This window comes from Serratia sp. Ag1, from assembly GCF_000743355.1.
In the GTDB taxonomy this organism is placed as follows: Bacteria; Pseudomonadota; Gammaproteobacteria; order Enterobacterales; family Enterobacteriaceae; genus Chania.
Genome location: NZ_JQEI01000014.1, coordinates 97,328 through 123,093 on the forward strand (window position 1 = coordinate 97,328; position 25,766 = coordinate 123,093).

Here is a 25,766-nt window from a genome sequence, read left to right on the forward strand (position 1 = left end):
TTTATTATTTATGATGAAGAGGGGGTTACCATCAGCGGGCAACAATTAAAAATAGCGGATATTTGTCGAAAAGATTGTACCTGCTCGGCGTCCTTAAGCAAATCTTGTGACGTAATAGTTATTAAATGTGCAAATGCAGTTTTTTTGCCGCAGCGAATTTGGTTTTCCGCGTTAACTGGGGCAAACTGCTTATAGCGCTTTGAACACATTCAGAAAAGAGGCCTACATGTTTACCGGTATTGTGCAAGGCACCGCTGTGTTGGTTGCCGTCGATGAAAAACCTAATTTTCGTACTCATATTATTGAAATGCCTAGTGAACTGTTACCGGGGTTGGAACTGGGCGCATCGGTTGCCCATAATGGTTGCTGCCTGACGGTCACCGCTATCGAAGGTAACCGCGTCAGTTTTGATCTGATCAAGGAAACGTTGCGTTTGACTAATCTCGGTGAATTAAAAACGGGAGATAAGGTCAACGTTGAGAGAGCGGCCAAATTCAGTGATGAAATTGGTGGGCACCTGATGTCCGGTCATATTATTTGTACTGCCGAAATCGCCAAAATTTATACCTCAGAAAATAATCGCCAGATCTGGCTGCGCATGCCGAGCACCGAGCTGATGAAATATGTGCTGCATAAGGGGTTCATCGGTATTGACGGGATTAGCCTCACCATCGGTGAAGTGATAAATAACCGTTTCTGTGTGCACTTGATTCCGGAAACGCTGGCGCGCACTACGCTGGGCAAAAGGCGTTTAGGCGATAAAGTGAATATCGAGATTGATCCACAAACTCAAGCAGTGGTCGATACCGTTGAACGAGTGCTGGCGAGCCGTGAAGCAGCGATAGAAGCCGAAAAAGCGTTGATACCAAAAGCTTGATGATTATCGGTCATTAAAAGAGCCCCGGTCACGCCGGGGTTTTCATTTTTATGGCGGAAATTATGAGGGCGAATCGGCATGTTTCTGCCGGATAATCAGTTCCTCGGCCTCTTCCTTCCCGCGCTGAATCATGTAACCCAAGGCAGCCAAGACAACCGTTGCCACCATCACGGTCACCGTCGCCTGCAGCGGTTGGGCGATAAATGCCGAAACCACCATACTTGCGATAAAACACAACCCCAACTGCAGCGTATTCTGCAGCGCTGCGGCCTTACCACTGTTATGCGGGAAGGGTAGCAATGCATTGGCCACCAGAATCGGATAACTGGCACCGTTAACCAATGCCATAAAACAGAATGGGATCAGCAGGCTGGTTAATGTCGGTTGACTCAAGGTGGCAACCAGATACAACGCCACCATACTGATTCCATACGCTAACAGCAGCCATGGTAACAAGGTCTTACCCGAAAGGCGGTTTAACGCGGCACGACAGCCATAGCCGCCTAATAAAAAGGCCAATGTCTGTGGGACATAACTCAGGCCAATATCGTTCGGGCTATAGCCCATCTCGCCGAGAATAAACGGGGAACCGGTCAGCCAGGCAAAGAAGCTGGCTGAACAAGCGGCAAAGATCATCACATTACCGCTGAAAACCGGAGATTTCAGGATCTGCAGAAAGCTGATATTGGGTTTTTTATCGGCAGAAGGTACGACTCTTGCCGATTCTTTCAGCAACAAAGTGGGTACAAACAGCAATGCAGAGATACCCAGCAGGACGGTAAAGATCGCTCGCCAGCCCATATGATTCAGCAACCAGGCGCCGACCAGCGGAGCCAAGGCAGGGGAAAGCGCCACCAAGGGCATGATGGTGGCAAAAATGCGGTTCACTTTGCCGTCGCGATAACGGTCAACCACGATGGCCTGCCAGGTGACGGCAGCAGAACAGACGCCAATCGCTTGAATAAAACGCAGTGACCACAGTTGTACGGCATTCTGCACCCACAGCATCCCCAAGCAGCCAAGGGCAAATAGCGCCAAGCCAATCAGCAGCACAGGTCTACGGCCTAGACGATCGGAAAGCGGCCCCCAGACTAACTGGGCAAAGGCGAAACCCGCAAGAAAGATACTCAAGCTGGCGCTGATGGCTCCGGCAGAGATTTGCAAGTCTTGCTGCATAGCACCAAAGGCGGGTAGATACATATCGGTCGCCAGATAACCCAACATACTCAGGCCGGCGAGATAAAACATAAATCCAAAATTTCGCATGGTATTTCTCATTAACATTTTCTTAATACAGATTTTTTAGCGCCGGCAAGTGTATCCGGCTGGATCTCTGCTTGTGAAACGGTAATATTTGCTAGGTGCTGTTAAAAAAATTGAAGGCAAAAGACGATGTGGTCTGAATATTCGCTTGATGTGGTGGATGCGGTGGCACGTACCGGCAGTTTTAGCGCCGCGGCACAGGAACTGCATCGCGTGCCGTCGGCGGTGAGTTATACCGTGCGGCAACTGGAACAATGGTTGGCGGTTCCGCTGTTTGAACGTCGTCACCGAGACGTGGAACTGACGCCGGCTGGTGCGCTGTTTGTAAAAGAAGCGCGTGCTGTTATCAAAAAAATGCTTGATACGCGTCGCCAGTGCCAGCAGGTCGCCAATGGTTGGCGCGGGCAGTTAAAGATTGCGGTGGATATCATTGTTAAGCCGCAGCGCAGCCGCCAACTGGTGCTGGACTTTTATCGCCATTTCCCTGATGTGGAGTTGATGGTGCAACCTGAAGTGTTCAATGGCGTCTGGGATGCGCTGGTGGATGGCCGGGCGGAAATGGCAATCGGTGCTACGCGTGCCGTGCCGGTGGGCGGTGGTTTTGCATTTCGTGATATGGGCTTTATGAATTGGCTGTGTGTGGTGAACGCCATGCACCCGCTGGCGGCGTTGAGCGGGCCGTTGCGTAACGAACAGTTGCGGCCATATCCTTCTCTGTTGCTGGAGGATACTTCGCGCAATCTGCCTAAACGAGTGACCTGGTCACTGGATAATCAGCGCAGGTTCACGGTTCCTGATTGGGTTTCAGCCGTTGATTGCCTGCGGGCTGGGCTATGCGTCGGTATGGTGCCAGCACACCGCGTGTTGCCACTGGTGCAAAGCGGTGAATTGGTGGTATTGCAGTTACAGGAACCGTTTCCGGCCAGTGCCTGCTGCCTGACGTGGCAACAGAACGCGCAATCACCCGCGATGGCCTGGCTGCTGGAATATCTGGGTGATAGCGAAACGCTCAACCAGGAGTGGTTGAGCGAAGAGTCACCGAGCCCCATTAACGGCGATAATCAATAAACGGGCCGTCAGCCACGGAACGCCGCTCAATCAATTTGGGATGTACTTCAATCACCTGGGATTCTTCACGTTTGCTGACAATACGGTCCAGCAACATGGTGAAGGCCATTTCTCCCAAGCGCTCTTTGGGTTGGTGGATAGTGGTCAGTGCCGGGGTGAAATAGCGCGCATTACGCACGTTATCGTAACCGATCACCGAGATATCCTGCGGGACGCGCAGGCCCAGTTCATCGGCGGCACAGATAGCGCCCATTGCCATGATGTCACCACCACAGAATACCGCAGTAGGGCGCTGTTTCTGCGACAGTATCTGGTGCATGGCTTTGTAACCCGAGTCGGGCTCAAAGTCCCCTTGGACGATCCACTCTTCACGCACCTCAACATTGGCTTCCTTCAGCGCTTTCAGGAACCCCTGATGGCGGCCACCGCCGGTATTGCGCGACAGTTGCCCAGGAATAGCACCGATATCACGGTGCCCACGCTCCAGCAGATAACGGCCAGCCAGATAGCCACCTTCAAAAGCGTTATCGATAATGGTATCGGTGAAATCACCGCGCGCAGCACCCCAATCCATCACCACCATTGGAATATTGCGGTAATCCTCCAGCATACCCAGCAACTGATCCGGATATTCCGAGCACATCACCAGCAGGCCGTCGACGCGCTTTTGCGCCAGCATTGCCAGATAGGCACGCTGTTTGTCGAGGTTGTTGTGCGAATTACAAAGAATCAGGGTATAGCCTTTGCTGTAGCAACTGTTCTCGACTGCTTCGATCACTTCTGCAAAATAAGGGGCTTCGCTCGAGGTGGCAAGCAAGCCGATTGATTTGGTGTGGTTAACCTTAAGGCTACGCGCGACGGCACTTGGGGAATAGTGCAGATCTTTGATCGCAGCCCGAACAGCTTCTTTGGTTTCTTCGGCGACGAAACGCGTTTTATTGATGACGTGCGAAACGGTGGTAGTGGAAACGCCAGCGCGTTTGGCTACATCTTTAATCGTTGCCATGTAAAGAATGACTCCTGAACCCACATGTTACAGCATGTGAGTATGATGTTAATCGTTTGCCTGCGCCTACCCATCGTCTATAGCCCCCTTCTCCAGAGAAGCGGAGGCTGAGTTTTTAGTGTGAGGTCGTAAGCTGCTTAAGCAGGGGGGCATTTGCCGGTACGCAGTTGTGAACTGCGAATTTTGTCCCATCTTAGCGCAAAGTGGAAGATCTATTCGGTATTATAACGCGTGAAATGATAACAAGATTTTAATCACGAACTGAGAGAAAATGATTTGACGCATTAATAGTGTGGATTTTATGCTTAGTAAAGCCAATCTGAGAGGGAGTCGTTATGGATACCGATTTAAAGATGTCATTGATTACCACCGTTAGTGCATTGGCAATGATCATTGCTTTCGGTTTTATCGCCGCATTAAACTAAATTCACGCCAGAATGATAAAGGCGCAGCATGCTGCGCCTTACTATCAAATCCCAGCCATTACGCCAGATTTTTTTCAACAAACGCCCAGTTGACCAATGCCCAGAAGTTTTCCAGGTATTTTGGACGCGCATTGCGATAGTCGATGTAATAGGCATGTTCCCACACGTCAACGGTCAGCAGTGGCTTGTCTGCACCGGTCAGCGGAGTTGCCGCATTTGAGGTGTTAACGATCGCCAAGGTGCCATCTGCCTTTTTCACCAGCCAGGTCCAGCCTGCGCCAAAGTTTTTCACTGCGGCATCGGTGAACTGCTCTTTAAACGCAGCGAAAGAACCGAAGGACTTGGTGATTGCAGCAGCAACGGCACCCGTTGGTTCATTACCGCCCTGTGGTGACAGGCAGTGCCAATAGAAGGTGTGGTTCCACACTTGTGCTGCGTTGTTGAACACGCCGCCGGTTGAGGTTTTGATAATCTCTTCCAGTGTTTTGCCTTCGAACTCGCTGCCTTTCACCAGATTGTTCAGGTTAACCACATAGGTATTGTGGTGCTTACCATAGTGGTATTCCAGGGTTTCTGCGGAAATGTGCGGTTCGAGAGCGTTCTTTTCATACGGTAATGCAGGTAATTCAAACGACATTGCTTTCTCCTTTTTATATTGCACTATTGTTCTGGCCGCCCTCAACCCGGTGGTCGAAGGTGGAAAACAGAGTTGTGATGTCTTTTTTATGGACAATAATCTTAGCAACTTTCCGGGTGAAAAAAAGGTTTAAAGCATGTTAAGCGGCTGATTGCTTAAAGCATCGGCAGGAAAGGGCGGCTGCAGGTAAGGCTTAGCCGCCTGAGATATCACCGTGGGGAGCGATCAACGGATGGTTTTTGGCGTTACAACTCGGCGAGCGCCAATGTAATGATTTTGCCAATAGTCGTTATCCAACTGACTGACGCGGATTTCTTCACCGGTACGTGGCGACTGGATAAACTTGCCGTTACCGAGATAAACGCCCACGTGATCGGCAGTGCCACGATTATTGATGCGGAAGAACACCAGATCGCCGGTTTCCAACTCGCTTTTCTTGATCGGTGCGGCATCACGCAGATGATACATTTCATTGGCGGTGCGCGGCATTTTGATTTTCACCACGTCTTTATAGGCGTAATAAATCAACCCGCTGCAGTCAAACCCGGTGTGTGGGGAAGAACCGCCCCACAGGTAGGGTTTGCCCATCTGGCTCATCAGCTTGGCCATGGCCGTTTGTTTGGCGTGTTGATAGCGTTTTTTGTGAGCAGGGCTGAGTTTTAGCGGCTTTTCATTCTTGGTCAGTTTCGCGGTAGCCATATCCGGCTCACGATGGCGACCATACCCTTTCTTGTAACCCTTTTTCGGTGGAGTCACTTTGATGTTGGCAGTGTGGGTAGATTTACTCTTCGATTTAAGTTGCGAGGTTTTCTGAGCTGCTTTTTGAGGGGTGACGGCCTTTACTTTTTTGCTGTTTTTGTCCGCTTTCTTTTTTTTGCGATCGCCTGGCTGGGCCGCGTTAGCATGCCCTTTACGCTGCTCGGCAGAAACATGCGCCTTGGGCGCAGCATGCACCAGAGTTGCGAACAGTTGTGAGAGCAATAGCATAAAAAGTGTAATAATTAAGCGCATGTCGATGTTACCAACCTTGGCCTCAAAGCACATATCTAATGGGCTACAGTATTCCCGAAATTCGCCATATAAAACAGCGGAGAACTCATAAATAGTAATCCATATTGTGAGAAAACGTTAATGGCATTTTTTTTGATTTCAAATCAAGCAATTGATGTGTAAAAAAACACCAAAATCAAGGTGCGGTTTATTATTCGTCACCGGCCAAATGCGAAAATATAATAGTGAAGTCGTCGGGTTAACAATGTTATTCTGTGAGTATGTTTTAACCGGAAAAGTGTGGTTTTCAGCACTCACCCGGTAACTGGAAATGTCCCTGCAAAAGATGGCGTTTTCTTGATACTGTTCCTGCCGCTACAATAGCTAATGTGATGTTGTAGCCAAGATGTGGCTTGAGGAAGCAATAATGACGACGATTGAAAAAATTCAGCAGCAAATTTCTGCCAACCCTATTTTGCTGTACATGAAAGGTTCACCTAAGCTGCCTAGCTGCGGTTTCTCCGCGCAAGCGGTCCAGGCGCTTTCTGCGTGTGGTGAGCGTTTCGCTTATGTTGATATTCTGCAAAACCCGGATATTCGTGCCGAACTGCCAAAATATGCCAATTGGCCAACGTTCCCGCAGTTGTGGGTTGACGGTGAACTGGTGGGCGGATGCGATATTATTATCGAGATGTACCAGCGTGGTGAATTGCAACCCCTGATCAAAGAGACTGCTGAGAAATACAAACAGCAGGACGATCAGCAGCCTTAATGGCGAAAGATTTTACTGAAAATTTCGGGCGGCCCTGTTGCAGGTGCCGCCCGAATTGTTTATGGCGTTTATTCCGCGCTAGTGCTGCCGAGCGGCCAGCCGCCAAGGCGTTTCCAACGATTCACCAGCTCACAAAATAACAGGGCCGTCTGTTCGGTATCATACAGGGCGGAATGTGCCTGGCTGCTGTCGAACGGCATACCAGCGGCGATACAAGCCTTGGCTAATACGGTTTGGCCTAATACCAGCCCGCTCAGTGCGGCAGTATCAAACGTGGCAAACGGATGGAATGGATTGCGTTTCAGGCTGGCGCGTTCTGCGGCTGCCATCAGGAAGCTGTGATCAAAGTTGGCATTGTGGGCAACAATAATGGCTCGGTTACAGCCCTGATCCTTAATCCCTTTGCGCACTGCCTTGAAAATAGCGTGCAACGCATCGTATTCGCTTACCGCACCGCGCAGCGGGTTATGCGGATCGATACCGTTGAAGGCCAATGCTTCTGGTTGCAGATTAGCCCCTTCGAAGGGCTCAACGTGAAAATGCAGGGTTTCATCCTGCTGTAACCAGCCGTTTTCATCCATTTTTAACGTGACTGCGGCTATTTCCAGCAAGGCATCGGTCTGGGCATTAAAACCTGCGGTTTCTACATCAATAACAACGGGATAAAACCCACGAAAACGGCCACTCAGGGCGTTAAGATCACTTTTTTCGGCCATCAGTTTCTTATCTTCATCGAATTCAGCGGGCATTATGACAAATTTCTTGCCTTGATGCAGCGGGGATAAAAGCAGGGCGCTAGATTGCGCCCTGAAGAAACGTCAGTTGCCGAGGCCCTGGCTGGCATGTTTATTCTCGATCAGCTCGATCTTGTAACCATCGGGATCTTCAACGAAAGCGATAATTGAGGTGCCGCCTTTAACCGGGCCAGCCTCACGGGTTACGTTGCCGCCAGCATTGCGGATGTTTTCACAGGTGGCCGCTACGTTGTCTACGCCCAGCGCCAGGTGGCCAAATGCGGAACCCATCTCGTAGCTGTCAACTCCCCAGTTGTAGGTGAGTTCGATCACGGAGCCTTCGCTTTCATCGGTATAACCAACGAACGCCAGTGAGTATTTGTACTCGGTGTTTTCGCTGGTGCGCAGCAGGCGCATGCCTAATACCTTGGTATAGAAATCGATGGAACGCTGCAGATCACCGACACGGATCATGGTATGGAGTAGGCGCATAATTTCCTCTGATTGGATGTGCCGCAGTGAGCGGCAGATAGATGAACGCGAAGAGCAGTATAGCCTTGTCATATAAAGCAATTCAACGCATCGGGTGCAGAAGTGGTTTGCGTGACATTGTCACTGATAAATTCAGCCGGCTGTTGACCGGCTGAATATCAGATAAATCACTTACAGGGTAGGATAGTCGGTATAACCGGCAGCGCCACCGCCGTAGAAGGTGTTGTTATCTGGCTCATTCAATGGGGCATTCTGTTTGAAGCGTTCTAACAGATCCGGGTTGGCGATATAACTGCGGCCAAAAGCGACGGCATCAATAAAGCCTTTTTCAAGCAGTTCTTCTGCTTTCTCGGCGGTATAAGCACCTGCACCAACAATCACGCCTTTGAAATGGGAACGAACAGCATCACGGAATGCGGTTGAATAAGGCTTGCCACCGGCCCAATCAGGTTCAGAGATGTGCAGATAGGCGATGCCACGTCTGTTAAGCTCTTCGATCAGATACAGTGCAGCCTCTTCTTGGTCTTCACCGTTATCCAGGCCGTTGAATGGGCCGAGTGGGGAAATACGAATACCGACGCGGTCCGCGCCAATTTCAGCGATGCTGGCATCAACCACTTCCAACGTCAGACGGGTGCGATTTTCAATACTGCCACCATACTGATCGGTACGCTGATTAGAAGCCGGAGACATGAACTGATGTAGCAGGTAACCGTGTGCGGCGTGTAATTCAATATAATCAAAGCCCGCCTCACGAGCATTAGCGGTTGCCTGACGGAAATCGCTCACGATCCCGGCGATTTCTGCCGTTTCCAGCGCACGCGGGGTGGATGTGGGCACACGCACCCAGGCGCCGTTCTTATCGCGTATTGTGGTACGGGTTTCTGCGGCGATGGCGGAAGGGGCGACCGGCGCTTGCTGGCCCGGTTGCAGGCTATTATGAGAAATGCGGCCAACGTGCCAAAGTTGCACAGCAATATGCCCTTGCTTGTCATGCACTGCCTGGGTGATTTTTTTCCAGGCGGCAATCTGTTCTGACGTATGCAGACCGGGGGCGCCCGCGTAACCTTTCGCCTGGAAAGAAATCTGCGTAGCCTCGGTAATGATCAGGCCAGAGCTGGCGCGTTGTGCATAGTATTCTGCCATTAATGCGGTCGGAACATCGCCAGGTTCAATGCTACGCAAGCGAGTCAGTGGGGCCATGAATACACGATTGGGCAGCGTTGTAGAGCCAACCTTCAGGGGAGAGAACAACTTTTCAATCTTCATAATGCATCCTATTTAATAGACCGGTCGACTAGTTGGTGTTGAACGTATTTTAGCAATGGCACTTTCAGGGTAAATCAAAGGGATTAGGGCTGCGTTGGGCGCAGCAGTAATTCGATAGTTTCCAACGCACTGGTCAGTGGGGCAACCGAACGGCGGATTTTGGCACGCAGCGAAGCTCCCAACCATAAAGAATAGAGGGTTTCCGCCGTTGCTGATGGGCTCATAGCTATCGCCAGTGAACCTTCACGGCTCCCACGTTCAAGAGCCTCTTGCAAATGACCAATAACGCGTGCGGTGCCGACTTCCAGCGCATGACGCATGGGTTCAGACAGATCGCTGACCTCGGCAGAAAGCTTCACGGCTAAACAGGAGTTATGGCATTCGCTGAGGCAGTGATGGCTGATAGCCTGTGCGTAATAGCTTAACAACTGATGACGCGCATCGCGTTTTGTATCGCCGAATAATCTCTGCATTTCCGCATCATAGTGCTCAAAGTAACGTTGCAGCATGGCTTCGCCAAAGGCTTCTTTCGAACGAAAATAGTGATAAAACGAGCCTTTTGGCACGCCAGCGGTCGCCAGCAATTCGCTCAGCCCCATGCCTGTAAAGCCAAGACGCAGGCTGAGGGTTTCGCCAGTCGCGAGCAGATGTTCACGTGTATCCACGTTGCAATGCAGAGGTTTCGTCATAATGGTATTGAGCGTAATAGACCAATTGGTCTAGGTCAAGAAAAATAAAAAGCCGGTGAAAAATACCGGCTTTAGAATGGGTATATTGTGCCCCGGGAGATTATAAAAGTTAAGCCTTACCTTGGGCGAGGGTACGGCAGTTTTGCAGAATATCCTGATGGGATTGGTACTCATGCGTTTGCACGTTAAGCATACCCAATACAGTGTGGAACAGATTGTCCTGCGAAACCTTATCGTTTTCAGCCAGCCGCGTCAGGCATTGGCGGTCGATCGCAAAATTACGCTCATATTCTGCCGACATCCACATCAGGAAAGGCACATGGGTTTGCTGAGAAGGCGCAAACATATAAGGTGTGCCGTGCAGATAGATACCGTTCTCCCCTAATGATTCACCATGATCGGAAAGGTAAATCATTGCGGTGTTGAATTTATCACCGTATTGCTGCAACAGTTTGATGGTGTTATCCAGCATGGCATCGGTGTACAACAACGAATTATCATAGCTGTTTACCAATTGCTCATGCGTGCAGTCCTGAATCTGATTACTGTCGCAGGTCGGTGCAAACTGGCGGAGTTCAGGCGTACTGCGGCGATAGTAGGCGGGTCCATGGCTACCCATCTGGTGCAGCACGATAACGCCGTTACCTTTCAATCCGTTGATGTAGTCCTTCAACTGATGTAGCAGCACATTGTCCATGCAGACATCACCATCACAATCCTGCGGTAACTGCAGTTTGGTCATGTCGATATGTGGGATACGATCGCAGGCACCTTTGCAACCGCCGTCATTGTCGCGCCACAACACATTGACTCCTGCATGAGCCAGCACATCCATCAACCCTTCCTGATGAGCCGCTAAAGTGGCGTCGTAGTCGTTGCGTGGCATATTGGAGAACATACAGGGAACGGAGACGGTGGTTTCCGTTCCGCAAGAGCTGGCGTTTTTGAAATACACCACATTATCCTGTTTAAGGCGAGGATTGGTTTCACGTGGGTAACCGTTGAGTGAGAAATTCTCTGCCCGTGCGGTTTCACCTACCACCAGAATCACCAGCGTCTTTTTCTCTTGCCCACGGATAGCCGCGCCTAACTGGGCATCTTCACCAATCTTGACCAACGGGAGATTGCTGCTGAAATAGCGATGCTCGGCAAATTTAATGGTGCCAGCCACATAGTTTGAGGGCGTAAGCATTTTCACCACGCTCTTATTGTTGCGGATCAGTGAGGCATAATCTTTGTAAAACAGGGCAGCAACCAACATGATCACCACGATGGAAAGCATGACGTTCGCCGCGCGTAAACCCATCATGTACCACCAAGGGTGAACCTTATGGATTTGTGCCAGGCATACGGCTACTGAAGGAATAATCCCCAGTAACAAGACCCACAGCACCATACGCGGTGTCAACAGCGCAGTAGCCTCTTGCGAGTTGGTTTCGAAGGCATTTTGCATCATATTGCCGTCGATCACCGCACCGTAGCTGTACATAAAGTAATTAGTAATAGCACTGCCGATCAACAGGGCAATGATCAACGGCTTACGCAGGAACGGTATGGTCAGGATGCTGAAAATTATGTTTAGCGCACAGAAAACCACCACCGGCATGGTGGCTGCAAAAAAGACGCTATGGATGCTATCGAAATGGATGTACGACCAGGCGGTATGGAAAAATAAAGCGTTCTGGAAGAGGGTAAAAAATAGAGCGCAGGAAAGAATAAACTCCAAACTGTTGCACTGTAAAAATCGACGTAACTGCATTGCTAAATCTTAATCCTGCCATGGTTTAATAGGCTGAAATTTAGCAAATGAAACTTAAGATAACCTTAGAGCTGCAGAACTCGAGTTCTGGCAGAAAAGACAGCGGTGGAGTTGCCACTGTTCAATCAACCCGCTATTTTCACGTCGTGTTGAAAAGTCACTTGCTATCGGCGCTGATGACGTCTTCAATTAGGTAAGGCAGTGTAAAGCACGGCCTAAACGCAGGAGGTCGTGTGGCGCAGCAACTTGAGTTTTTTGACATTCCCAGCCCGTGCCGAGGCATTTGCCAGACAGATGAGCGCGGTTTTTGCCGTGGTTGCCTGCGCAGCCGCGAGGAACGTTTTGGCTGGATGCAAATGAGTGATGCACAAAAGCGTGATGTTTTGCGCTTATGCCGCCAGCGTTATCTGCGTATGCAGCGTGTCAGTAAACCATCGGATGAAACCCCACCGGAACAACCTTCGCTTTTTTAAGTATGACTCGATCTGACATCGGCTAACGCCGTTTTACAGCTTTCTACTCTCTGGGGGCTTGTGTATGCTGACGCAGAATAACCTTATGGAGTTTTAGAGATGCTGAACCGTATTAAGCTTGCACCACAAGGGCCTGAATTTTCACAGATGATTTGCGGCTACTGGCGTTTAATGGAGTGGGGAATGTCCCCCCAGCAACTGCTGAAGTTTATCGAGCAACACGTTGAACTCGGTGTGACGACGGTCGATCATGCTGATATTTACGGCGGATACGCTTGTGAACAGGCGTTTGGTGAGGCGATCAAGCTGAAACCCTCGGTGCGCCAAGGTATTGAACTGGTATCGAAATGTGGTATTGCGACCACCGCCAAGCCGGGTAATCCTATCGGCCATTACATTACCGATCGCGATCATATCGTGCGTAGCGCTGAACAGTCGTTGAGCCATTTGCATACCGACTATCTGGATTTGCTGTTGATTCATCGCCCCGATCCGTTGATGGATGCTGACGAAGTGGCTGAAGCCTTTGTTGCATTGCACAAAACTGGCAAAGTGCGTCATTTTGGCGTTTCTAATTTTACTCCGGCCCAATTTACCCTGTTACAGTCGCGCCTGCCGTTCTCGCTGGTGACTAATCAGGTAGAAATTTCGCCAATTCATCAGCCAGCGATCCTGGATGGGACTCTGGATCAGAGCCAGCAATTGCGCATCAAACCTATGGCCTGGTCTTGCCTGGGGGGCGGTCGCTTGTTCAGCGATGCGGAATTCCAACCGCTGCGCGATGAACTACAGCTTGTGGCACAGGAAATGGGGGCTGAAACGATTGAACAGGTGGTTTATGCCTGGGTAATGTGTTTACCGTCTGCGCCATTACCGATTATCGGCTCAGGTAAAATTGAACGCGTAAGTTCAGCGATTAAAGCATGCGAGTTAACAATGAATCGCCAGCAGTGGTTCCGTATCCGTAAGGCGGCATTGGGTTACGACGTGCCATAAATATCGTCATCAACCGGGCTGAGTGAACGGCCCGGTTGATGTTTGGTATCACAATTAAGGAACTATACTATTTCTTAATAATTGAGTCTCTAAGGTTGAGTACATTTCGCTCAAAAATGGTGTATACAATAAAAGCACTCAATAGAGTGATTGAGATGAATAATGTCCATTGGAGTAAGCAGTCAATAAGCGTTGTAGGTGGGGATAGAAAATAACGAATAGTCATTAAAACGGGTAAGTTAGTCAGGTAAGCAGCATAAGACCATCTTGCCAAGTTGGCTGTTATCCCTCGTAATTTTGCGTAAACTTCGAGTTTGTAACCTGAAATAATAAGACAGGCAAATCCGATATTTGCCATACTAAATAAAAATATCTTAAGAAACTCACTCTGATCCATATAGGAATCTGGTTTTGAAGCGATATATATAGATATGGGAATGAGTAATGTACCAAATTTAACCTGGCTTGGTATTTTATTTTTGAGATGCGCCCATGAAAATACGACTCCAATCATAATGGAATCTACTCTAAACAATGCAGTTGCTCTTATCTCATTAAATGTCATATTTGTGTTAAAGGCTGCGTTTACTCTAAGTAAAAATGGTATGAGTAACATAATAGCTATAGCGAGAAATAGGCTATTATTTTTGTTTTTAGTCAAAAAAAGAAAGAGCGAAATAACTAAAGGAGTAATAAAATAAAAAACCTCCTCTACGGCAAGACTCCATGCTTCACCAAAAAAACTAGGGTGAGGTGAGATCAGACTTTGAGTGAAAGTAACAAATTTCAATAAGTCAGGGAATGAATCTTTGCGTATTGTAGTAATCAATAGTAGATTGATGATTAAAAATAATATGTAACTGGGATAAGTTCGCATCCATCTACGGAACCAAAATCCTGGGATCCAGCCAAAAGGAGATGAATGGTTTTCAACTTTATTGATAATGATCTGACCGATTAAGAAACCGGATAATACAAAAAATAACTCAACACCTAGAAAACCGCCAAATTTAAGTAATTGAGCGTCAGGAATCGATGGAATAAGATAAACTCTGCCGTGTGAGAGTAAAACTAGGAGAATCGCACTTGCTCTGCAAACATCTAGCCAAGGATTTAACTTTCCATTCATGTTGATTCCAAAAAAGTAATCTTAAAAAACTTCTCGCATTCTAGCAAAAAAAACGCTTTAGGTAACCTTATTGTTTATAAAGAGTACGTTAGAATGCACCTTCGACCTAAAGTGAATGTCATAGACCTAGTTAGAGTCTGGTAATTACTGATTATGCATGGTTTTAGTGCAATTAGGTAAATACTTCGAAGGGGCTATTCTTTTGGCAAGATTCATTGAGGGTTTTTCAATAAAAAGCCATGATGCTAATGCAATAATCATAGTTACTATTACCGAGATTGTTACATTGATAACAAATCCAAAACTGAAGTATTGTGAAAAAATTTGTTGAATAGGGAAACCCCACAGGTAAACACCATAAGATATGTCATGCTTTATTTTGATTTTTTTTACGAGATCTAAAGATGATAAATGTAGTGCAGCAAGACACAATGAGAAACACATCAGCGTGGGTTTTATTTCTTCACCAGGGAGTAAAAATTGGAGCAAAAAAAGCATAGCTGGTATTTTAATATTTGATTTATAACACTTTTTGTTAAGTGCAACTAGAGCGCCGAGAGCGAAGCATGGGGCAAGTAAATATATAGCATTATGACTTGAGGTTGCAAAAAGAACACCTTTTAATGGTGTTACAGGTTCAATGATTATGATCATACATATTATTGAGGAGATAAATGTACTTTTGTGAAAACCCACCAAATAAAGCAAAAGCAAAACAATATATGCAATGACTTCATAATATATAGTCCAAAGTGAACCATTAATGCCATATTTATTTCCTGTTAACACTTCTGGTAGGAAATACTGTGTGCTTAAAATAATGTTATTGAAAACGTAACTATAAAGTTGACTGGAGGAAAAGTAATCTTTTATGGGTAGCGATGTGAATATTGGTCCTATAATAAATCCACTGCAGAATACAACAAAAACAAGTGCAGGAAAAATTCTTAAAACGCGCGAGACTATAAATTGATAAGCGGATTTTCGGGTTAATATGCTGTTTGTTACTAAAATTCCGCTAATAAAAAAGAATATTTTTACTGCTAACCCACCCGTTGTAACATAGCCAAGTAGATTTTTTATTGGATCAGTCAGAGCCCATTGTGGGTTGAGGGCGAATGAGTGATAAATAATCACTGAGATAGCGGCAAGTAATCTGATAATATCTAAATTGTTACCATCTCTCGATATGATCTCGTCTGCTGTTTTTCCGCGCATTGCTTTTTCACCTATTTATTATTTGATTATTCTATCAGTATTTCAAAAGTTATACCATTCGAACCGTTAGGTATAGTATCGGTGTTAATTGTAGTTGTTTGAATCTAAAGGAAATTGAATAATTTCACAGACCCACTATACTGAGTGCTCGCTTACAACTATCGCATGGAGGTTGATTGATGAAACGTTATTGGTATGCGGCACTGGGCCTGATGGCCTGCGGTGTTGCGCAAGCTGCTACGGTTGATGTTGAAATGAATCTGGTGACTGCCCAGGGAATTGGTCAGGACATCGGTAAAATCACTATCAGTGAAACACCTTATGGCCTGTTGTTTACACCGCAGCTTAAGGCGTTGCCTGGTGGGGTGCATGGTTTTCACGTGCATGAGAAAGGCAGTTGTGAGCCGGGCATGAAAGAGGGTAAAGCCGTGGCCGCTTTATCGGCAGGTGGGCATTTTGATCCACAAAAAACCGGTAAACACCTTGGGCCATACGCCGATGGGCATTTGGGCGATCTACCGGCTATCTATGTCACTCAGGATGGTATGTCCAGCGATCCGGTTCTGGCACCACGGTTGAAGAAAATCAGTGAGATCGAGGGCAAAGCCCTGATGGTTCACGCAGGTGGCGATAACCACTCTGATCATCCAAAACCATTGGGTGGTGGGGGCGATCGTTTTGCCTGTGGTGTTATCAAGTAAGTTAAACCGCCCGCGTTAAGTTGTCGCGGGCGAAATCACCGCCGCCTCAGGTGGAGTAATTGCCTGCTGTAGTTGTTGCAGCGAGCAGTATAACCGCCAAATCAACCCTGCCAAATCACGCGCGGCCTGTTCCGGGTGGTGCGCCAGCGTATTACTCATACGTTGCAGTTCCTGTAACGTAGCGTCCAATGAACTGTGCTGTACCCCTTTCTCCGTCATAATGCCTTTCAGGCAATGAATGCAGACATCACGGACGGCAGAAAGCGGATCCGAACGGGTTTGCCATTCGCGCAACTGCCAAACGACATGGCTACAGTTCAGAAGCACCACCCCCCAACGGAGCAACCAGGTTCGGGCCTCTTGATCCTGGCTTTGGCTCAATTGACTGATACGGTGATAGATCCGTGACTCAAACTGACTCTCGCTCTGCTGGGGTATGGTACTTAGCTGGTCGATAAAGTCATGGCGTAATGCACGAATAATACGCCGGCCTTTACGTTTGTCTGAGCTGGGCCGCAGAATCTGGAACGCCAGCCCGGCCAGCAGCACCCCGACAATCTTGCCGATACTCTCATTGATAAACGATTGGTAGTCGTAGCTCGGGGGATTGGTGACGGCGAGAAACGATCCCATAAACACAATCAACTGTCCCCATAGCGGTGCGTAAGGGGGATGCTGCAGTTTCATCATTTGCATCGTTACCAGAATCGGCAACAGAAAGGCGCAGAATAGCCAGAAGTCGTCGAGCTGAATCATCAGACCGAATTTGATCAAAAAGCAAAAAACAGACAGCAGAGCGACGGCTTTCAGCAGGGTAGCGACGGACTTGGTCGGTGAGGGCGTGGATGAATAGAGTACACAACTGATGGCCGCCAGCGTCAGGGCCGAACTGCCCGAATCCCACTGAGTGCTGATCCAGTAAGCACAGCCAATCAGAATGCACAGAAAAGTACGCAACCCGTTATAGGCGGCTTCATAGCTGTCAGTATGACGAGCCAGCGCGGTGACTCGCGGTGGTTTGATCTCACTCGCCGGTGTCGCACTTTCCAGCCGTTGTAACCAGCGGCTGCAGCGCAAATAAAGCCAGCAAAAATGCCGTAAGCGCAGGAAAAAAGCCCGATGACGGTAATTAGCCGGATCTTGTGGTGCGATAAGCTGCAGGATACGCGCCAAACGGTATTTATCGGTATCGGGATGATGCAGTTCTTGCAGCAGTTGCTCCAGCACCGAAGCCAGATTTTGCGGTTGATCTGGCCAGTTCAATAACATGCGCCGCAGACTGGAAATCACGCTGGTAACGCGTAATTGCTGATGCAGCATGTAGTTGAGTATGTTGTTCTGCCGACGTAAGCGGTAATGGCTCCAGAAGGCCTGAATACGCAAGACGTTCATCGTCAGGATTTGGCCAATCACCCCTTCGTGCGAAGTGCGCATCTGGAGGTTGATCTCCGGTTGCCACAGCATGGCGGCGTGCTCCAGCAACCGTGAGTGCATACGCCGCAGCGAAGTCAGTAGGGCTTCGCCATCAGATGTGCTAGGCAGGAGCATCATCATCAGGCCACCGCACAGAATACCGGTGATGACCTCACAGACGCGTGCTTGGGCGATATCAAAAATCTCCCGCGTATCGGTAACGTTGACCGTACTGAAGGCAATGATCGCTGCGGTATACCCGGCTAAGGCAAAAGCGTAAGAAACGTTGTTCTGATAGTGGTTGGAAATGTAGGTGCAGAATCCCAGCCAAGAGGCAATCGACAGCGAAAACAGCCAAGGATCGTTCAGACAATGACCGGCAATGAGCAAAGAAGCCATTGCCCCTATCAGGCTGCCAAAAATTCGCCCGATGCTCTTGCTGATAACACCGCCGACCGTAGGGAAACTGACCACGGCAGCAGAAGTCAACGCCCAATAAGGTTCGTCGAGCTGCAAAACGAAAGCGATCCACAGTGCCAGGCACATGGCCAGCGAATTGCGCAAGGCATAACGCCATTGCCCAGCGGTCGCTTTGCCCCATGGGGTGCGGTTCCATTCAAGAAAAGGCAGATTCACCGCTTAATCCCGAGTGTGGATCGAAATGGTACAGGTGGTGCCTGCCACCAACGTGATGTCGTCCGGAACGTTGAGCAACTTTATCCGTACCGGCACCCGTTGGGCTAAACGCACCCAAGGGACGTTAGGTTTGACGTCGACTAACAAGTTGTTGTTACTTTCCACATTCTGATCGTAAATCGCTCGGCCAATGCTTTCGACCCTACCTTGCAGTGGGACGTTGCCGTTATATAAAACAATATCCGCTCTGCGGCCTTCTTTAATATGACGTAGTTTGGTTTCTTCAAAATAACCAAGAACATAGAATGAATGGACATCGACCAACGCCACCAGCGGGGTGCCCGCAGTCGCGTAGTTACCGACACGTGCCTGCAAGTTGGTGATGTAACCGTCGGTTGGGGCATAAATTCTGGTCTTGCTTAAATTCCATTTGGCCTGCTCCAGATTGGCCAGTGCGGCTTTATAGGCGGCTTTCATGGCCTCGGCGGCGAGATTGGACTCATCCAGGTCTTCCGAAGAAATAACGTTGTGCGGCAGGCTACGGCGGCGAGCCGCTTCGTGATCGGCTCTGGCCAGGTCGGATTGGGCCTTGGCCAGTGCAGCTTCGGCGCTGGCTAAAGCGATCTGATAAGGTGCCGGATCGAGGCTGAAGATCAAACTCCCCGCAGCGATGAACTGATTGTCATGCACATTGATTTTTTCTAGCCTGCCAGAGACTTCTGGGGTGATATTGACGAGCTCTGCGCGCACTTTTCCATCACGGGTCCAAGGGGACTGCATGTAATAATTCCATAGCCACCAGCCGGCGCACAGGGCAAGCATGCAGATAAATACCGTTGAGAAATATTTCAATGTCTTATGCTTCATAAGCTACCAACTCGCTAATATCCAAAGTGAACCACTGACGGCAATAACGAAAATGGAGAGATCCATCAACATGGGATGCCAGATCTCGCCAGAGTAGAGCCAGTCACGCAACAGGTGGTGAACCAGTAGCCAAAATACCAACCCGAGCAGAAACGCCTTAAATAGAGGGGGAAAGTAAAGCGAGGCACCGAAAACTAAATCGGGTAGTGGTGACGCAGTTGGGAACCAGGAGACATTCACATTAACAATCCCTATGAGTGAATATGGTAATCATTTGCCTAGAGAATAACCAATAACGGATAAAGAGGGTGGTTATTTCTGTAATATGGATTATATACATTTGTATTCTTAATGTGATTTACCCAGAATAGTCTACAATCAAAGGGTTTAATATTAGCATGCTAATGATAAGGAGGAGGAAGTGGAATCAACATTAGGTTCAGATTTAGCACGATTGGTTCGTGTTTGGCGTGCGCTGATCGACCATCGGCTCAAACCATTGGAGCTAACCCAAACACATTGGTTTACCTTATATAACATTAATCGGTTACCACCGGAGCAATCGCAGATCCAACTGGCCAAAGCGATCGGTATTGAACAACCTTCTTTGGTGCGAACGTTAGATCAACTCGAAGAAAAAGGGCTGATCAGCCGCCAGACTTGTGCAAGTGACCGGCGTGCAAAACGCATTAAACTCACGGAAGCCGCAGAGCCGATTATCCGGGAAGTGGATAGCGTGATTACCGTGACCAGGGGTGAAATACTCGACGGTATCTCGACAGATGAAGTAAAGCTTTTGGTAACCTTGATTAATAAACTCGAACGAAACATCATTGAGCTGCAAGAAAAATAATAACCCCAGCGGCTTCTTTGAGCGACATTTAAGTGGCACAGATATAAAAACGGAGGCTGAGGGCCTCCGTTTTGCATTCGGGAATGAAGAGCTTACAGCGGGGAAACGGTCACGGTACTGCCGTTCTGCGCCATACGCACGCGTTGACCAGGGCTGAACTTGGTCGCACCTGCTCTCTGCACTACTACGATATTTTCTTTGTTGTCGGTTCTGATTTCCAGCTCGACGCCGTTAGTACGAGCAGCAACGCTCCCTACGCTGTTACCCACGACACCACCGGCTACCGCGCCTGCTGCTGTTGCCAGCGTGCGGCCAGTACCCCCGCCAACGGTATTCCCCAAGAGGCCACCCAGCACCGCACCGCCGATAGCGCCGATCGTGTTCGCAGTTTCACTGCCCTGAATTTGTACCGGACGTACAGAGACTAAAGTACCAAAGGTTACGGTCTGTACTTGCTTGGCCTGAGAGGCTGAATAAACATCACCGGACGTTGTAGGGTCTGCACATCCCGCCAGCGTAATTCCGGCGAGAGCAACCACGAGAAGACGCTTGATCATATAAAACTCCTGCGGATTAGTAATCCCGATCTGGGAAAACAGCCCAAATCAGGCTTGATGAAAATGTTTCAACAAGTGTGGCTGAACGCGTGCGTTATCACCATGACTCGCAACTGCATACAGCTTAACTTTTCTCTGTTCAACCAATAATAAACGGTGGTTTAGCTTTATAACAGGGGAGGGGGAAAATAAGCGTAATTTTTTGTTGTGACAAGGCGTTACCTGTTGCCTGGATAACGCTTGCCTATCATTCACTGCGTGCAGAAAATGCATCATAATTCATGGCGTTAATAGTGAAATTCTGTTTTATTTAATAGGTGTCAGATTCTTAGCCGCAAGGATAAAAGGATATTACTATGAAGTCAGGCCGCTATATCGGTGTTATGTCGGGGACCAGTCTGGATGGCGTTGATGTGGTTCTTGCTGTGATTGACGAACGTATGGTGGCCCAGCAGGCCATCTACAGCCATCCGATGCCGATTCAACTGAAGAAAGATATTTTGGGCATGTGCCAGGGGCAGCAAACCACGCTCTCGGCGGTTGGTCGGCTGGATGCACAGCTAGGCACCCTGTTTGGTGAAGCGGTGATGGGCCTGCTGAAACAAACCGGGGTGGCGGCACATGAAGTGATGGCGATTGGTTGCCATGGGCAGACGGTATGGCATGAGCCAGAAGGCGAGACGCGTTTTTCCATGCAATTGGGCGACAACAACCGCGTTGCTGCGCTGACCAATATCACCACCGTGGGGGATTTCCGGCGGCGGGATATGGCCTATGGCGGCCAGGGCGCGCCCTTGGTCCCAGCGTTTCATCAGGCGTTGCTGGCGCACCCGATGGAACGGCGCATGGTGCTGAATATTGGTGGCATCGCCAATCTTTCGTTGCTGTTACCGGGGGCTCCGGTACGCGGCTTTGATACCGGGCCGGGTAATATGCTACTGGATGCCTGGGTATGGCGTCATCGCGCACAACCTTATGACAAAGGGGGCCTGTGGGCCATGGAAGGGCAGGTCTGCTTGCCACTATTACAGCAGATGTTGGCCGACCCTTATTTTGCGTTACCGGCACCCAAGAGCACCGGGCGGGAATACTTCAACATCGGTTGGCTGGAGCAGCAGTTAACCCGGTGGCCGGGGCTGAACCCGGTGGATGTGATGGCTACGCTGGTGGAGTTGACAGCGGTCACTATCTGCGAACAGGTGTTGCTGGCGGGGGGCTGTGAACGGTTATTGGTGTGCGGCGGCGGCGCGCGCAATCCATTACTGATGATGAGGATGTCTGCTTTGTTGCCAGGGATCGAGGTTGCGGCTACCGACCACTTCGGCGTCAGTGGCGACGCGATGGAGGCGCTGGCCTTTGCCTGGCTGGCTTACCGGACGCTTTCCGGGCAACCCGGTAATCTGCCTTCGGTAACCGGGGCCAGCTGTGAAACGCTGCTGGGTGGGATTTATCCGGTTTTGCCATTCGGGCACCTTTAGCTCTGTTAGGATAAACAGAAGTTAAATCTCCTGAGGAACAACACCATGAAAAAAACACTGATTGCCGCTGTCGTTCTGCTGTTGGCGGGTTGTAATAGCTACCATGCACTGCAGAAGAAGAACCAGACGCTGCATTATCAATGTGGCACTACGCCGTTGACCGTAGCGCTGAATGCTGAAGAGAATACGGCGAGCTTTCTGATGGATGGTGAACGGTTGAAACTGAAACAGGTGCAGGCGGCATCCGGGGCTCAATACAGCGACGACAAGTACAGGTTTTTGACGAAAGGGTCTAATGCCGTGCTTGAGCGTAATGGCAAAGTGATCATGAATGACTGCACATTGGTGTCAGATTGATTGAGATCCTGGTGCCGCAGGCGCAGAATGTCACAACGAATTTACCGGCGGGTTGATATCCCAGATGACTGATAATAATGAGTTTGATGTTGCGGACCTGCGCCGCGAATACACCCGTGGCGGCCTGCGTCGCCACGATCTGACTGCAAATCCTCTCGAACTGTTCGAACGCTGGTTGCAGCAGGCCTGTGAGGCACGCTTGGCCGATCCTACCGCCATGTGCGTGGCAACGGTGGATGAACATGGGCAACCTTTTCAGCGCATCGTGCTGCTTAAACATGTCGATGATAAAGGGTTGGTGTTCTATACCAATCTGGGGAGCCGCAAGGCGCAGCAGCTAGCGCAAAATCCACGTATCAGCCTGCTGTTCCCGTGGCACATGCTCGATCGTCAGGTGATTTTTCTCGGTCAGGCCGAGCGCTTGTCAACGCTGGAGGTGATGAAATACTTCAGCAGCCGCCCGAAAGACAGCCAGATTGGGGCCTGGGTATCACAACAGTCATCGCGTATTTCTGCCCGTGGCGTTTTGGAAAGCAAATTCCTTGAACTGAAGCAAAAATTCCAGCAAGGCGAGGTGCCGCTGCCCAGTTTCTGGGGCGGTTTTCGGGTCAAATTTGATTCTGTCGAATTCTGGCAGGGTGGTGAACACCGCCTCCATGACCGTTTTCTGTATCAGCGGGCTGGAAATGACTGGAAAATTGACCGACTGGCACCCTGACAGACGGAAAATCCCCCTTAAGCGCTGGCACTGATGCCGCTGGCGCTTTATTCTATGCGCTACCCCGAATTTTACTATTTTCGCCAACGGGCGAAGGCCGTGTACCGGTAAAGGTGCATTCGTTTATACATGGAGAAATTGATGGCTAGCATCAACCTGATACAACAACTGCAAGAGCGGGGCCTGATAGCACAGGTAACGGACGAGGAAGCGTTAGCAGAGCGGCTGGCGCAAGGGCCAATTGCACTGTATTGCGGCTTCGATCCAACCGCTGACAGCTTGCATTTGGGCCATCTGGTGCCTCTGCTGTGCCTGAAGCGTTTCCAACTGGCCGGGCACAAACCGGTAGCGTTGGTCGGCGGTGCGACCGGCATGATTGGCGATCCCAGCTTTAAAGCCGCTGAGCGTAAGCTGAACACCACGGAAACGGTCAACGAATGGGTTGAGAAAATCCGTAAACAGGTGTCCCCATTCCTCGATTTTGATTGTGGCAGCAACAGCGCGATCGCGGCAAACAACTACGACTGGTTCGGTGGCATGAATGTGCTGAGCTTCCTGCGTGATATCGGTAAACATTTTTCGGTTAACCAGATGATCAACAAGGAAGCGGTGAAACAGCGCCTGAACCGCGATGATTCAGGTATCTCCTTCACCGAGTTTTCTTATAACCTGCTGCAGGGTTTTGACTTTGCCGAACTGTACAACCGTCATCAGGTTGAGCTGCAGATTGGCGGTTCTGACCAGTGGGGTAACATCACTTCGGGTATCGATCTCACCCGTCGTATGCACCAGAAACAGGTATTTGGCCTGACGGTGCCTTTGATCACCAAATCTGACGGCACCAAATTCGGTAAGACCGAAGGTGGCGCAGTCTGGTTGGCACCGGAAAAAACCAGCCCGTATAAATTCTATCAGTTCTGGATTAATACTGCGGATGCTGACGTTTATCGCTTCCTGAAGTTCTTCACCTTCCTGAGCCTGGAAGAGATCAACGCGCTGGAAGAGGAAGACAAGCACAGTGGCAAGGCACCGCGCGCCCAGTACGTGCTGGCGGAAGAAGTGACCGGTATGGTACACGGCCCTGAAGGGCTGGCTGCGGCGAAACGTATTACCCAAAGCCTGTTCTCTGGTGCGTTGCACGACATGACCGAGGCGGATTTTGCCCAGTTAGCTCAAGACGGCATGCCAACCATCAAGTTGGAGAGTGATGCCGATCTGCAACAGGCGTTGGTGAATGCCGAACTGGTGCCTTCTCGTGGGCAGGCTCGCACCATGATCGGTTCTAATGCGGTGACCATCAACGGTGAGAAGCAATCCAATCCAGAATATCAGTTCGCCGACAGCGATCGTCTGTTTGGCCGTTATACGCTGTTGCGTCGCGGCAAAAAACACTACTGCCTGGTTGACTGGAAGTAAGACGTTATGAGTACCAAGGGGCCTTTAAGGCCCCTTTATTTTGACAGGGTCAGGGGCAGGTCTCCCTGTGGTGGTGTCTAGGGTCAGGTCGTTTAGATGAAAAATATTCTTTCTATACAATCGCATGTCGTTTTTGGCCATGCGGGTAACAGCGCAGCAGAGTTTCCCATGCGGCGGATGGGGGTCAACGTCTGGCCGTTGAATACCGTGCAATTTTCTAATCACACGCAATACGGCCAGTGGACGGGATGTGTGATGCCAGCCAGCCATCTGACCGAAATTGCGCAGGGGATTGCCGCGATCGATAAGCTGAAAGACTGTGATGCGGTGCTGAGCGGCTATATTGGTTCGCCGGAGCAGGGTAGCCATATTCTGGAGATTGTGCGGCAGGTAAAGCAGGTGAACCCTGACGCCTGGTATTTTTGCGATCCGGTCATGGGGCATCCGGAAAAGGGCTGCATTGTGGCACCGGGCGTTGCCGAGTTTTTGTGTCAGCAGGCGCTTTCGTTCAGCGATATTGTGGCACCGAATCTGCTGGAGCTGGAACTGCTGAGTGGGCAGGCAATCAGTAGTGTAGAGCAGGCGGTTAATGCTGCCCGTGAACTGATAGCGCAAGGGCCGAAAGTGGTGTTGGTGAAACACCTTAGCCGCGCCGGTTATCACACCGACAGTTTTGAAATGCTGCTGGTCACTGCCGATGAAGCCTGGCATATCAGCCGTCCGTTGGTGGATTTTGGTACGCGTCAACCGGTGGGCGTGGGCGATCTGACCAGTGGTTTGTTGTTGGTGAATCTGCTGCAAGGGGTTGCCTTGGATAAAGCGTTGGAACACGTCACTGCGGCAGTCTATGAAGTGATGCTCACAACTCAGGCTATGGGCGAGTACGAATTACAGGTCGTGGCGGCGCAGGATCGTATTGTATCGCCGGATTGCAGCTTTAAGGCAGTGAAACTGTAGTAGAAATCCCCCGGCA

General features: G+C 49.6%; 28 protein-coding genes. 13 read left to right on the forward strand and 15 right to left on the reverse strand.

Going from position 1 to position 25,766, the window contains the following annotated elements; translation table 11 throughout:
* The first annotated feature begins 226 nt into the window (after window positions 1-226).
* Complete coding sequence (locus IV04_RS08625; protein WP_037399721.1) at window positions 227-877, forward strand: riboflavin synthase; 651 nt, start codon at window positions 227-229, stop codon at window positions 875-877.
* 60 nt (window positions 878-937) lie between these two features.
* Here IV04_RS08625 and punC read toward each other — a convergent pair whose 3' ends face one another.
* Window positions 938-2,143 carry a purine nucleoside transporter PunC gene (gene punC / locus IV04_RS08630; protein ID WP_037399719.1) on the reverse strand — a complete coding sequence of 402 codons (1,206 nt, stop codon included), beginning with the start codon at window positions 2,141-2,143 and terminating at the stop codon, window positions 938-940.
* A 126-nt stretch (window positions 2,144-2,269) separates the two neighbouring features.
* On the opposite strand from punC, the gene punR reads away from it, so the two are divergent.
* On the forward strand, window positions 2,270-3,208 hold the full coding sequence (gene punR, locus IV04_RS08635; protein WP_037399717.1) for a DNA-binding transcriptional activator PunR: 939 nt from the start codon (window positions 2,270-2,272) through the stop codon (window positions 3,206-3,208).
* Here the strand turns inward: punR and purR are convergent.
* Window positions 3,189-4,214, reverse strand: a complete 1,026-nt coding sequence (gene purR, locus IV04_RS08640) for an HTH-type transcriptional repressor PurR (protein ID WP_037399713.1) — start codon at window positions 4,212-4,214, stop codon at window positions 3,189-3,191. The two genes, punR and purR, sit on opposite strands and share 20 nt — an antisense overlap.
* A 335-nt stretch (window positions 4,215-4,549) precedes the next feature.
* Here purR and IV04_RS26040 point away from each other — a divergent pair, with 335 nt between their 5' ends.
* The gene (locus IV04_RS26040) at window positions 4,550-4,639 is read left to right on the forward strand and encodes a YnhF family membrane protein (protein WP_152562843.1); all 90 of its coding nucleotides are present in this window, start codon (window positions 4,550-4,552) and stop codon (window positions 4,637-4,639) included.
* A 58-nt stretch (window positions 4,640-4,697) separates the two neighbouring features.
* Here the strand turns inward: IV04_RS26040 and sodB are convergent, their stop codons facing one another.
* Both sodB and IV04_RS08650 read right to left on the reverse strand, forming a co-directional pair.
* Window positions 4,698-5,276, reverse strand: a complete 579-nt coding sequence (sodB, locus tag IV04_RS08645; protein WP_037399711.1) for a superoxide dismutase [Fe] — start codon at window positions 5,274-5,276, stop codon at window positions 4,698-4,700.
* Window positions 5,277-5,501: 225 nt separating this feature from the next.
* Window positions 5,502-6,287, reverse strand: coding sequence for a C40 family peptidase (locus IV04_RS08650; RefSeq protein ID WP_037400108.1), 786 nt, complete (start codon window positions 6,285-6,287; stop codon window positions 5,502-5,504).
* Between the two features lie 403 nt (window positions 6,288-6,690).
* On the opposite strand from IV04_RS08650, the gene IV04_RS08655 reads away from it, so the two are divergent.
* Window positions 6,691-7,038: a Grx4 family monothiol glutaredoxin gene (locus tag IV04_RS08655; RefSeq protein ID WP_197062176.1), complete on the forward strand. Its 348-nt coding sequence runs from the start codon at window positions 6,691-6,693 to the stop codon at window positions 7,036-7,038.
* A 68-nt stretch (window positions 7,039-7,106) separates the two neighbouring features.
* On the opposite strand, the gene rnt is transcribed toward IV04_RS08655, so the two are convergent.
* The 5 genes from rnt to eptA all read right to left on the reverse strand — a co-directional run bounded on the left by rnt (window position 7,107) and on the right by eptA (window position 11,981).
* Window positions 7,107-7,787, reverse strand: coding sequence for a ribonuclease T (gene rnt / locus IV04_RS08660; RefSeq protein ID WP_037399707.1), 681 nt, complete (start codon window positions 7,785-7,787; stop codon window positions 7,107-7,109).
* A 69-nt stretch (window positions 7,788-7,856) separates the two neighbouring features.
* Window positions 7,857-8,264, reverse strand: coding sequence for a lactoylglutathione lyase (gene gloA / locus IV04_RS08665; RefSeq protein WP_037399705.1), 408 nt, complete (start codon window positions 8,262-8,264; stop codon window positions 7,857-7,859).
* A gap of 171 nt (window positions 8,265-8,435) precedes the next feature.
* A complete protein-coding gene (locus IV04_RS08670) occupies window positions 8,436-9,533 on the reverse strand; it encodes an alkene reductase (RefSeq protein ID WP_037399702.1) in 1,098 nt (365 codons plus the stop codon).
* Window positions 9,534-9,616: 83 nt separating this feature from the next.
* A complete protein-coding gene (locus tag IV04_RS08675) occupies window positions 9,617-10,222 on the reverse strand; it encodes a TetR/AcrR family transcriptional regulator (protein ID WP_037399699.1) in 606 nt (201 codons plus the stop codon).
* Between the two features lie 109 nt (window positions 10,223-10,331).
* The gene (gene eptA / locus IV04_RS08680) at window positions 10,332-11,981 is read right to left on the reverse strand and encodes a phosphoethanolamine transferase EptA (protein ID WP_037399697.1); all 1,650 of its coding nucleotides are present in this window, start codon (window positions 11,979-11,981) and stop codon (window positions 10,332-10,334) included.
* Window positions 11,982-12,214: 233 nt separating this feature from the next.
* Between eptA and IV04_RS08685 the strand changes: the two genes are divergently transcribed.
* Together IV04_RS08685 and IV04_RS08690 are read left to right on the forward strand one after the other, a co-directional pair.
* Window positions 12,215-12,454 carry a DUF1289 domain-containing protein gene (locus tag IV04_RS08685; protein ID WP_037399695.1) on the forward strand — a complete coding sequence of 80 codons (240 nt, stop codon included), beginning with the start codon at window positions 12,215-12,217 and terminating at the stop codon, window positions 12,452-12,454.
* A 99-nt stretch (window positions 12,455-12,553) separates the two neighbouring features.
* Window positions 12,554-13,450 carry an aldo/keto reductase family oxidoreductase gene (locus tag IV04_RS08690; RefSeq protein WP_037399693.1) on the forward strand — a complete coding sequence of 299 codons (897 nt, stop codon included), beginning with the start codon at window positions 12,554-12,556 and terminating at the stop codon, window positions 13,448-13,450.
* Between the two features lie 67 nt (window positions 13,451-13,517).
* Here IV04_RS08690 and IV04_RS08695 read toward each other — a convergent pair whose 3' ends face one another.
* Both IV04_RS08695 and IV04_RS08700 read right to left on the reverse strand, forming a co-directional pair.
* On the reverse strand, window positions 13,518-14,579 hold the full coding sequence (locus tag IV04_RS08695; RefSeq protein ID WP_037399691.1) for an acyltransferase: 1,062 nt from the start codon (window positions 14,577-14,579) through the stop codon (window positions 13,518-13,520).
* A 144-nt stretch (window positions 14,580-14,723) separates the two neighbouring features.
* Window positions 14,724-15,797: an acyltransferase gene (locus tag IV04_RS08700; RefSeq protein WP_051916731.1), complete on the reverse strand. Its 1,074-nt coding sequence runs from the start codon at window positions 15,795-15,797 to the stop codon at window positions 14,724-14,726.
* A 179-nt stretch (window positions 15,798-15,976) separates the two neighbouring features.
* Here IV04_RS08700 and sodC point away from each other — a divergent pair, with 179 nt between their 5' ends.
* Complete coding sequence (gene sodC, locus IV04_RS08705; RefSeq protein WP_037399689.1) at window positions 15,977-16,498, forward strand: superoxide dismutase family protein; 522 nt, start codon at window positions 15,977-15,979, stop codon at window positions 16,496-16,498.
* Window positions 16,499-16,513: 15 nt separating this feature from the next.
* On the opposite strand, the gene IV04_RS08710 is transcribed toward sodC, so the two are convergent.
* Genes IV04_RS08710 through IV04_RS25145 form a run of 3 tightly spaced genes read right to left on the reverse strand, consistent with a single transcriptional unit; the run spans window position 16,514 to window position 19,654 of the window.
* Window positions 16,514-18,547 (reverse strand): FUSC family protein, encoded by a 2,034-nt coding sequence (locus tag IV04_RS08710; RefSeq protein ID WP_037399687.1) that lies wholly within the window; start codon window positions 18,545-18,547, stop codon window positions 16,514-16,516.
* A 3-nt stretch (window positions 18,548-18,550) separates the two neighbouring features.
* Window positions 18,551-19,414: an HlyD family secretion protein gene (locus IV04_RS08715; RefSeq protein ID WP_037399684.1), complete on the reverse strand. Its 864-nt coding sequence runs from the start codon at window positions 19,412-19,414 to the stop codon at window positions 18,551-18,553.
* 3 nt (window positions 19,415-19,417) lie between these two features.
* Window positions 19,418-19,654, reverse strand: a complete 237-nt coding sequence (locus IV04_RS25145) for a DUF1656 domain-containing protein (protein WP_072010857.1) — start codon at window positions 19,652-19,654, stop codon at window positions 19,418-19,420.
* A gap of 181 nt (window positions 19,655-19,835) precedes the next feature.
* Between IV04_RS25145 and slyA the strand changes: the two genes are divergently transcribed.
* On the forward strand, window positions 19,836-20,267 hold the full coding sequence (gene slyA, locus IV04_RS08720; protein ID WP_037399681.1) for a transcriptional regulator SlyA: 432 nt from the start codon (window positions 19,836-19,838) through the stop codon (window positions 20,265-20,267).
* 92 nt (window positions 20,268-20,359) lie between these two features.
* Here the strand turns inward: slyA and IV04_RS08725 are convergent, their stop codons facing one another.
* Complete coding sequence (locus tag IV04_RS08725; protein WP_037399679.1) at window positions 20,360-20,824, reverse strand: glycine zipper 2TM domain-containing protein; 465 nt, start codon at window positions 20,822-20,824, stop codon at window positions 20,360-20,362.
* A 356-nt stretch (window positions 20,825-21,180) separates the two neighbouring features.
* Between IV04_RS08725 and anmK the strand changes: the two genes are divergently transcribed.
* The 5 genes from anmK (at window position 21,181) to pdxY (ending at window position 25,750) form a co-directional block, all read left to right on the forward strand.
* Complete coding sequence (gene anmK, locus IV04_RS08730; RefSeq protein WP_037399678.1) at window positions 21,181-22,302, forward strand: anhydro-N-acetylmuramic acid kinase; 1,122 nt, start codon at window positions 21,181-21,183, stop codon at window positions 22,300-22,302.
* Window positions 22,303-22,347: 45 nt separating this feature from the next.
* Window positions 22,348-22,659, forward strand: a complete 312-nt coding sequence (locus IV04_RS08735) for an MliC family protein (RefSeq protein WP_037399676.1) — start codon at window positions 22,348-22,350, stop codon at window positions 22,657-22,659.
* Window positions 22,660-22,723: 64 nt separating this feature from the next.
* Window positions 22,724-23,377 carry a pyridoxamine 5'-phosphate oxidase gene (gene pdxH, locus IV04_RS08740; protein WP_037399673.1) on the forward strand — a complete coding sequence of 218 codons (654 nt, stop codon included), beginning with the start codon at window positions 22,724-22,726 and terminating at the stop codon, window positions 23,375-23,377.
* A gap of 141 nt (window positions 23,378-23,518) precedes the next feature.
* Window positions 23,519-24,793 (forward strand): tyrosine--tRNA ligase, encoded by a 1,275-nt coding sequence (gene tyrS / locus IV04_RS08745; protein ID WP_037399671.1) that lies wholly within the window; start codon window positions 23,519-23,521, stop codon window positions 24,791-24,793.
* Between the two features lie 96 nt (window positions 24,794-24,889).
* The gene (pdxY, locus tag IV04_RS08750; RefSeq protein ID WP_037399668.1) at window positions 24,890-25,750 is read left to right on the forward strand and encodes a pyridoxal kinase PdxY; all 861 of its coding nucleotides are present in this window, start codon (window positions 24,890-24,892) and stop codon (window positions 25,748-25,750) included.
* Window positions 25,751-25,766: the final 16 nt, after the last annotated feature.

What these genes read in the sequence shown, in the direction of transcription:
- IV04_RS08735 (WP_037399676.1), top strand. Translation starts at nt 22,348, where the DNA reads ATGAAAAAAACACTGATTGCCGCTGTCGTTCTGCTGTTGGCGGGTTGT.
- IV04_RS08725 (WP_037399679.1), bottom strand. Translation starts at nt 20,824, where the DNA reads ATGATCAAGCGTCTTCTCGTGGTTGCTCTCGCCGGAATTACGCTGGCG.
- sodB (WP_037399711.1), bottom strand. Translation starts at nt 5,276, where the DNA reads ATGTCGTTTGAATTACCTGCATTACCGTATGAAAAGAACGCTCTCGAA.
- pdxH (WP_037399673.1), top strand. Translation starts at nt 22,724, where the DNA reads ATGACTGATAATAATGAGTTTGATGTTGCGGACCTGCGCCGCGAATAC.
- IV04_RS08675 (WP_037399699.1), bottom strand. Translation starts at nt 10,222, where the DNA reads ATGACGAAACCTCTGCATTGCAACGTGGATACACGTGAACATCTGCTC.
- eptA (WP_037399697.1), bottom strand. Translation starts at nt 11,981, where the DNA reads ATGCAGTTACGTCGATTTTTACAGTGCAACAGTTTGGAGTTTATTCTT.
- purR (WP_037399713.1), bottom strand. Translation starts at nt 4,214, where the DNA reads ATGGCAACGATTAAAGATGTAGCCAAACGCGCTGGCGTTTCCACTACC.
- pdxY (WP_037399668.1), top strand. Translation starts at nt 24,890, where the DNA reads ATGAAAAATATTCTTTCTATACAATCGCATGTCGTTTTTGGCCATGCG.
- IV04_RS08690 (WP_037399693.1), top strand. Translation starts at nt 12,554, where the DNA reads ATGCTGAACCGTATTAAGCTTGCACCACAAGGGCCTGAATTTTCACAG.
- IV04_RS08695 (WP_037399691.1), bottom strand. Translation starts at nt 14,579, where the DNA reads ATGAATGGAAAGTTAAATCCTTGGCTAGATGTTTGCAGAGCAAGTGCG.
- punC (WP_037399719.1), bottom strand. Translation starts at nt 2,143, where the DNA reads ATGCGAAATTTTGGATTTATGTTTTATCTCGCCGGCCTGAGTATGTTG.
- sodC (WP_037399689.1), top strand. Translation starts at nt 15,977, where the DNA reads ATGAAACGTTATTGGTATGCGGCACTGGGCCTGATGGCCTGCGGTGTT.
- gloA (WP_037399705.1), bottom strand. Translation starts at nt 8,264, where the DNA reads ATGCGCCTACTCCATACCATGATCCGTGTCGGTGATCTGCAGCGTTCC.
- IV04_RS08670 (WP_037399702.1), bottom strand. Translation starts at nt 9,533, where the DNA reads ATGAAGATTGAAAAGTTGTTCTCTCCCCTGAAGGTTGGCTCTACAACG.
- tyrS (WP_037399671.1), top strand. Translation starts at nt 23,519, where the DNA reads ATGGCTAGCATCAACCTGATACAACAACTGCAAGAGCGGGGCCTGATA.
- anmK (WP_037399678.1), top strand. Translation starts at nt 21,181, where the DNA reads ATGAAGTCAGGCCGCTATATCGGTGTTATGTCGGGGACCAGTCTGGAT.
- IV04_RS08700 (WP_051916731.1), bottom strand. Translation starts at nt 15,797, where the DNA reads ATGCGCGGAAAAACAGCAGACGAGATCATATCGAGAGATGGTAACAAT.
- IV04_RS08650 (WP_037400108.1), bottom strand. Translation starts at nt 6,287, where the DNA reads ATGCGCTTAATTATTACACTTTTTATGCTATTGCTCTCACAACTGTTC.
- punR (WP_037399717.1), top strand. Translation starts at nt 2,270, where the DNA reads ATGTGGTCTGAATATTCGCTTGATGTGGTGGATGCGGTGGCACGTACC.
- rnt (WP_037399707.1), bottom strand. Translation starts at nt 7,787, where the DNA reads ATGCCCGCTGAATTCGATGAAGATAAGAAACTGATGGCCGAAAAAAGT.
- IV04_RS26040 (WP_152562843.1), top strand. Translation starts at nt 4,550, where the DNA reads ATGGATACCGATTTAAAGATGTCATTGATTACCACCGTTAGTGCATTG.
- IV04_RS08715 (WP_037399684.1), bottom strand. Translation starts at nt 19,414, where the DNA reads ATGAAGCATAAGACATTGAAATATTTCTCAACGGTATTTATCTGCATG.
- IV04_RS08625 (WP_037399721.1), top strand. Translation starts at nt 227, where the DNA reads ATGTTTACCGGTATTGTGCAAGGCACCGCTGTGTTGGTTGCCGTCGAT.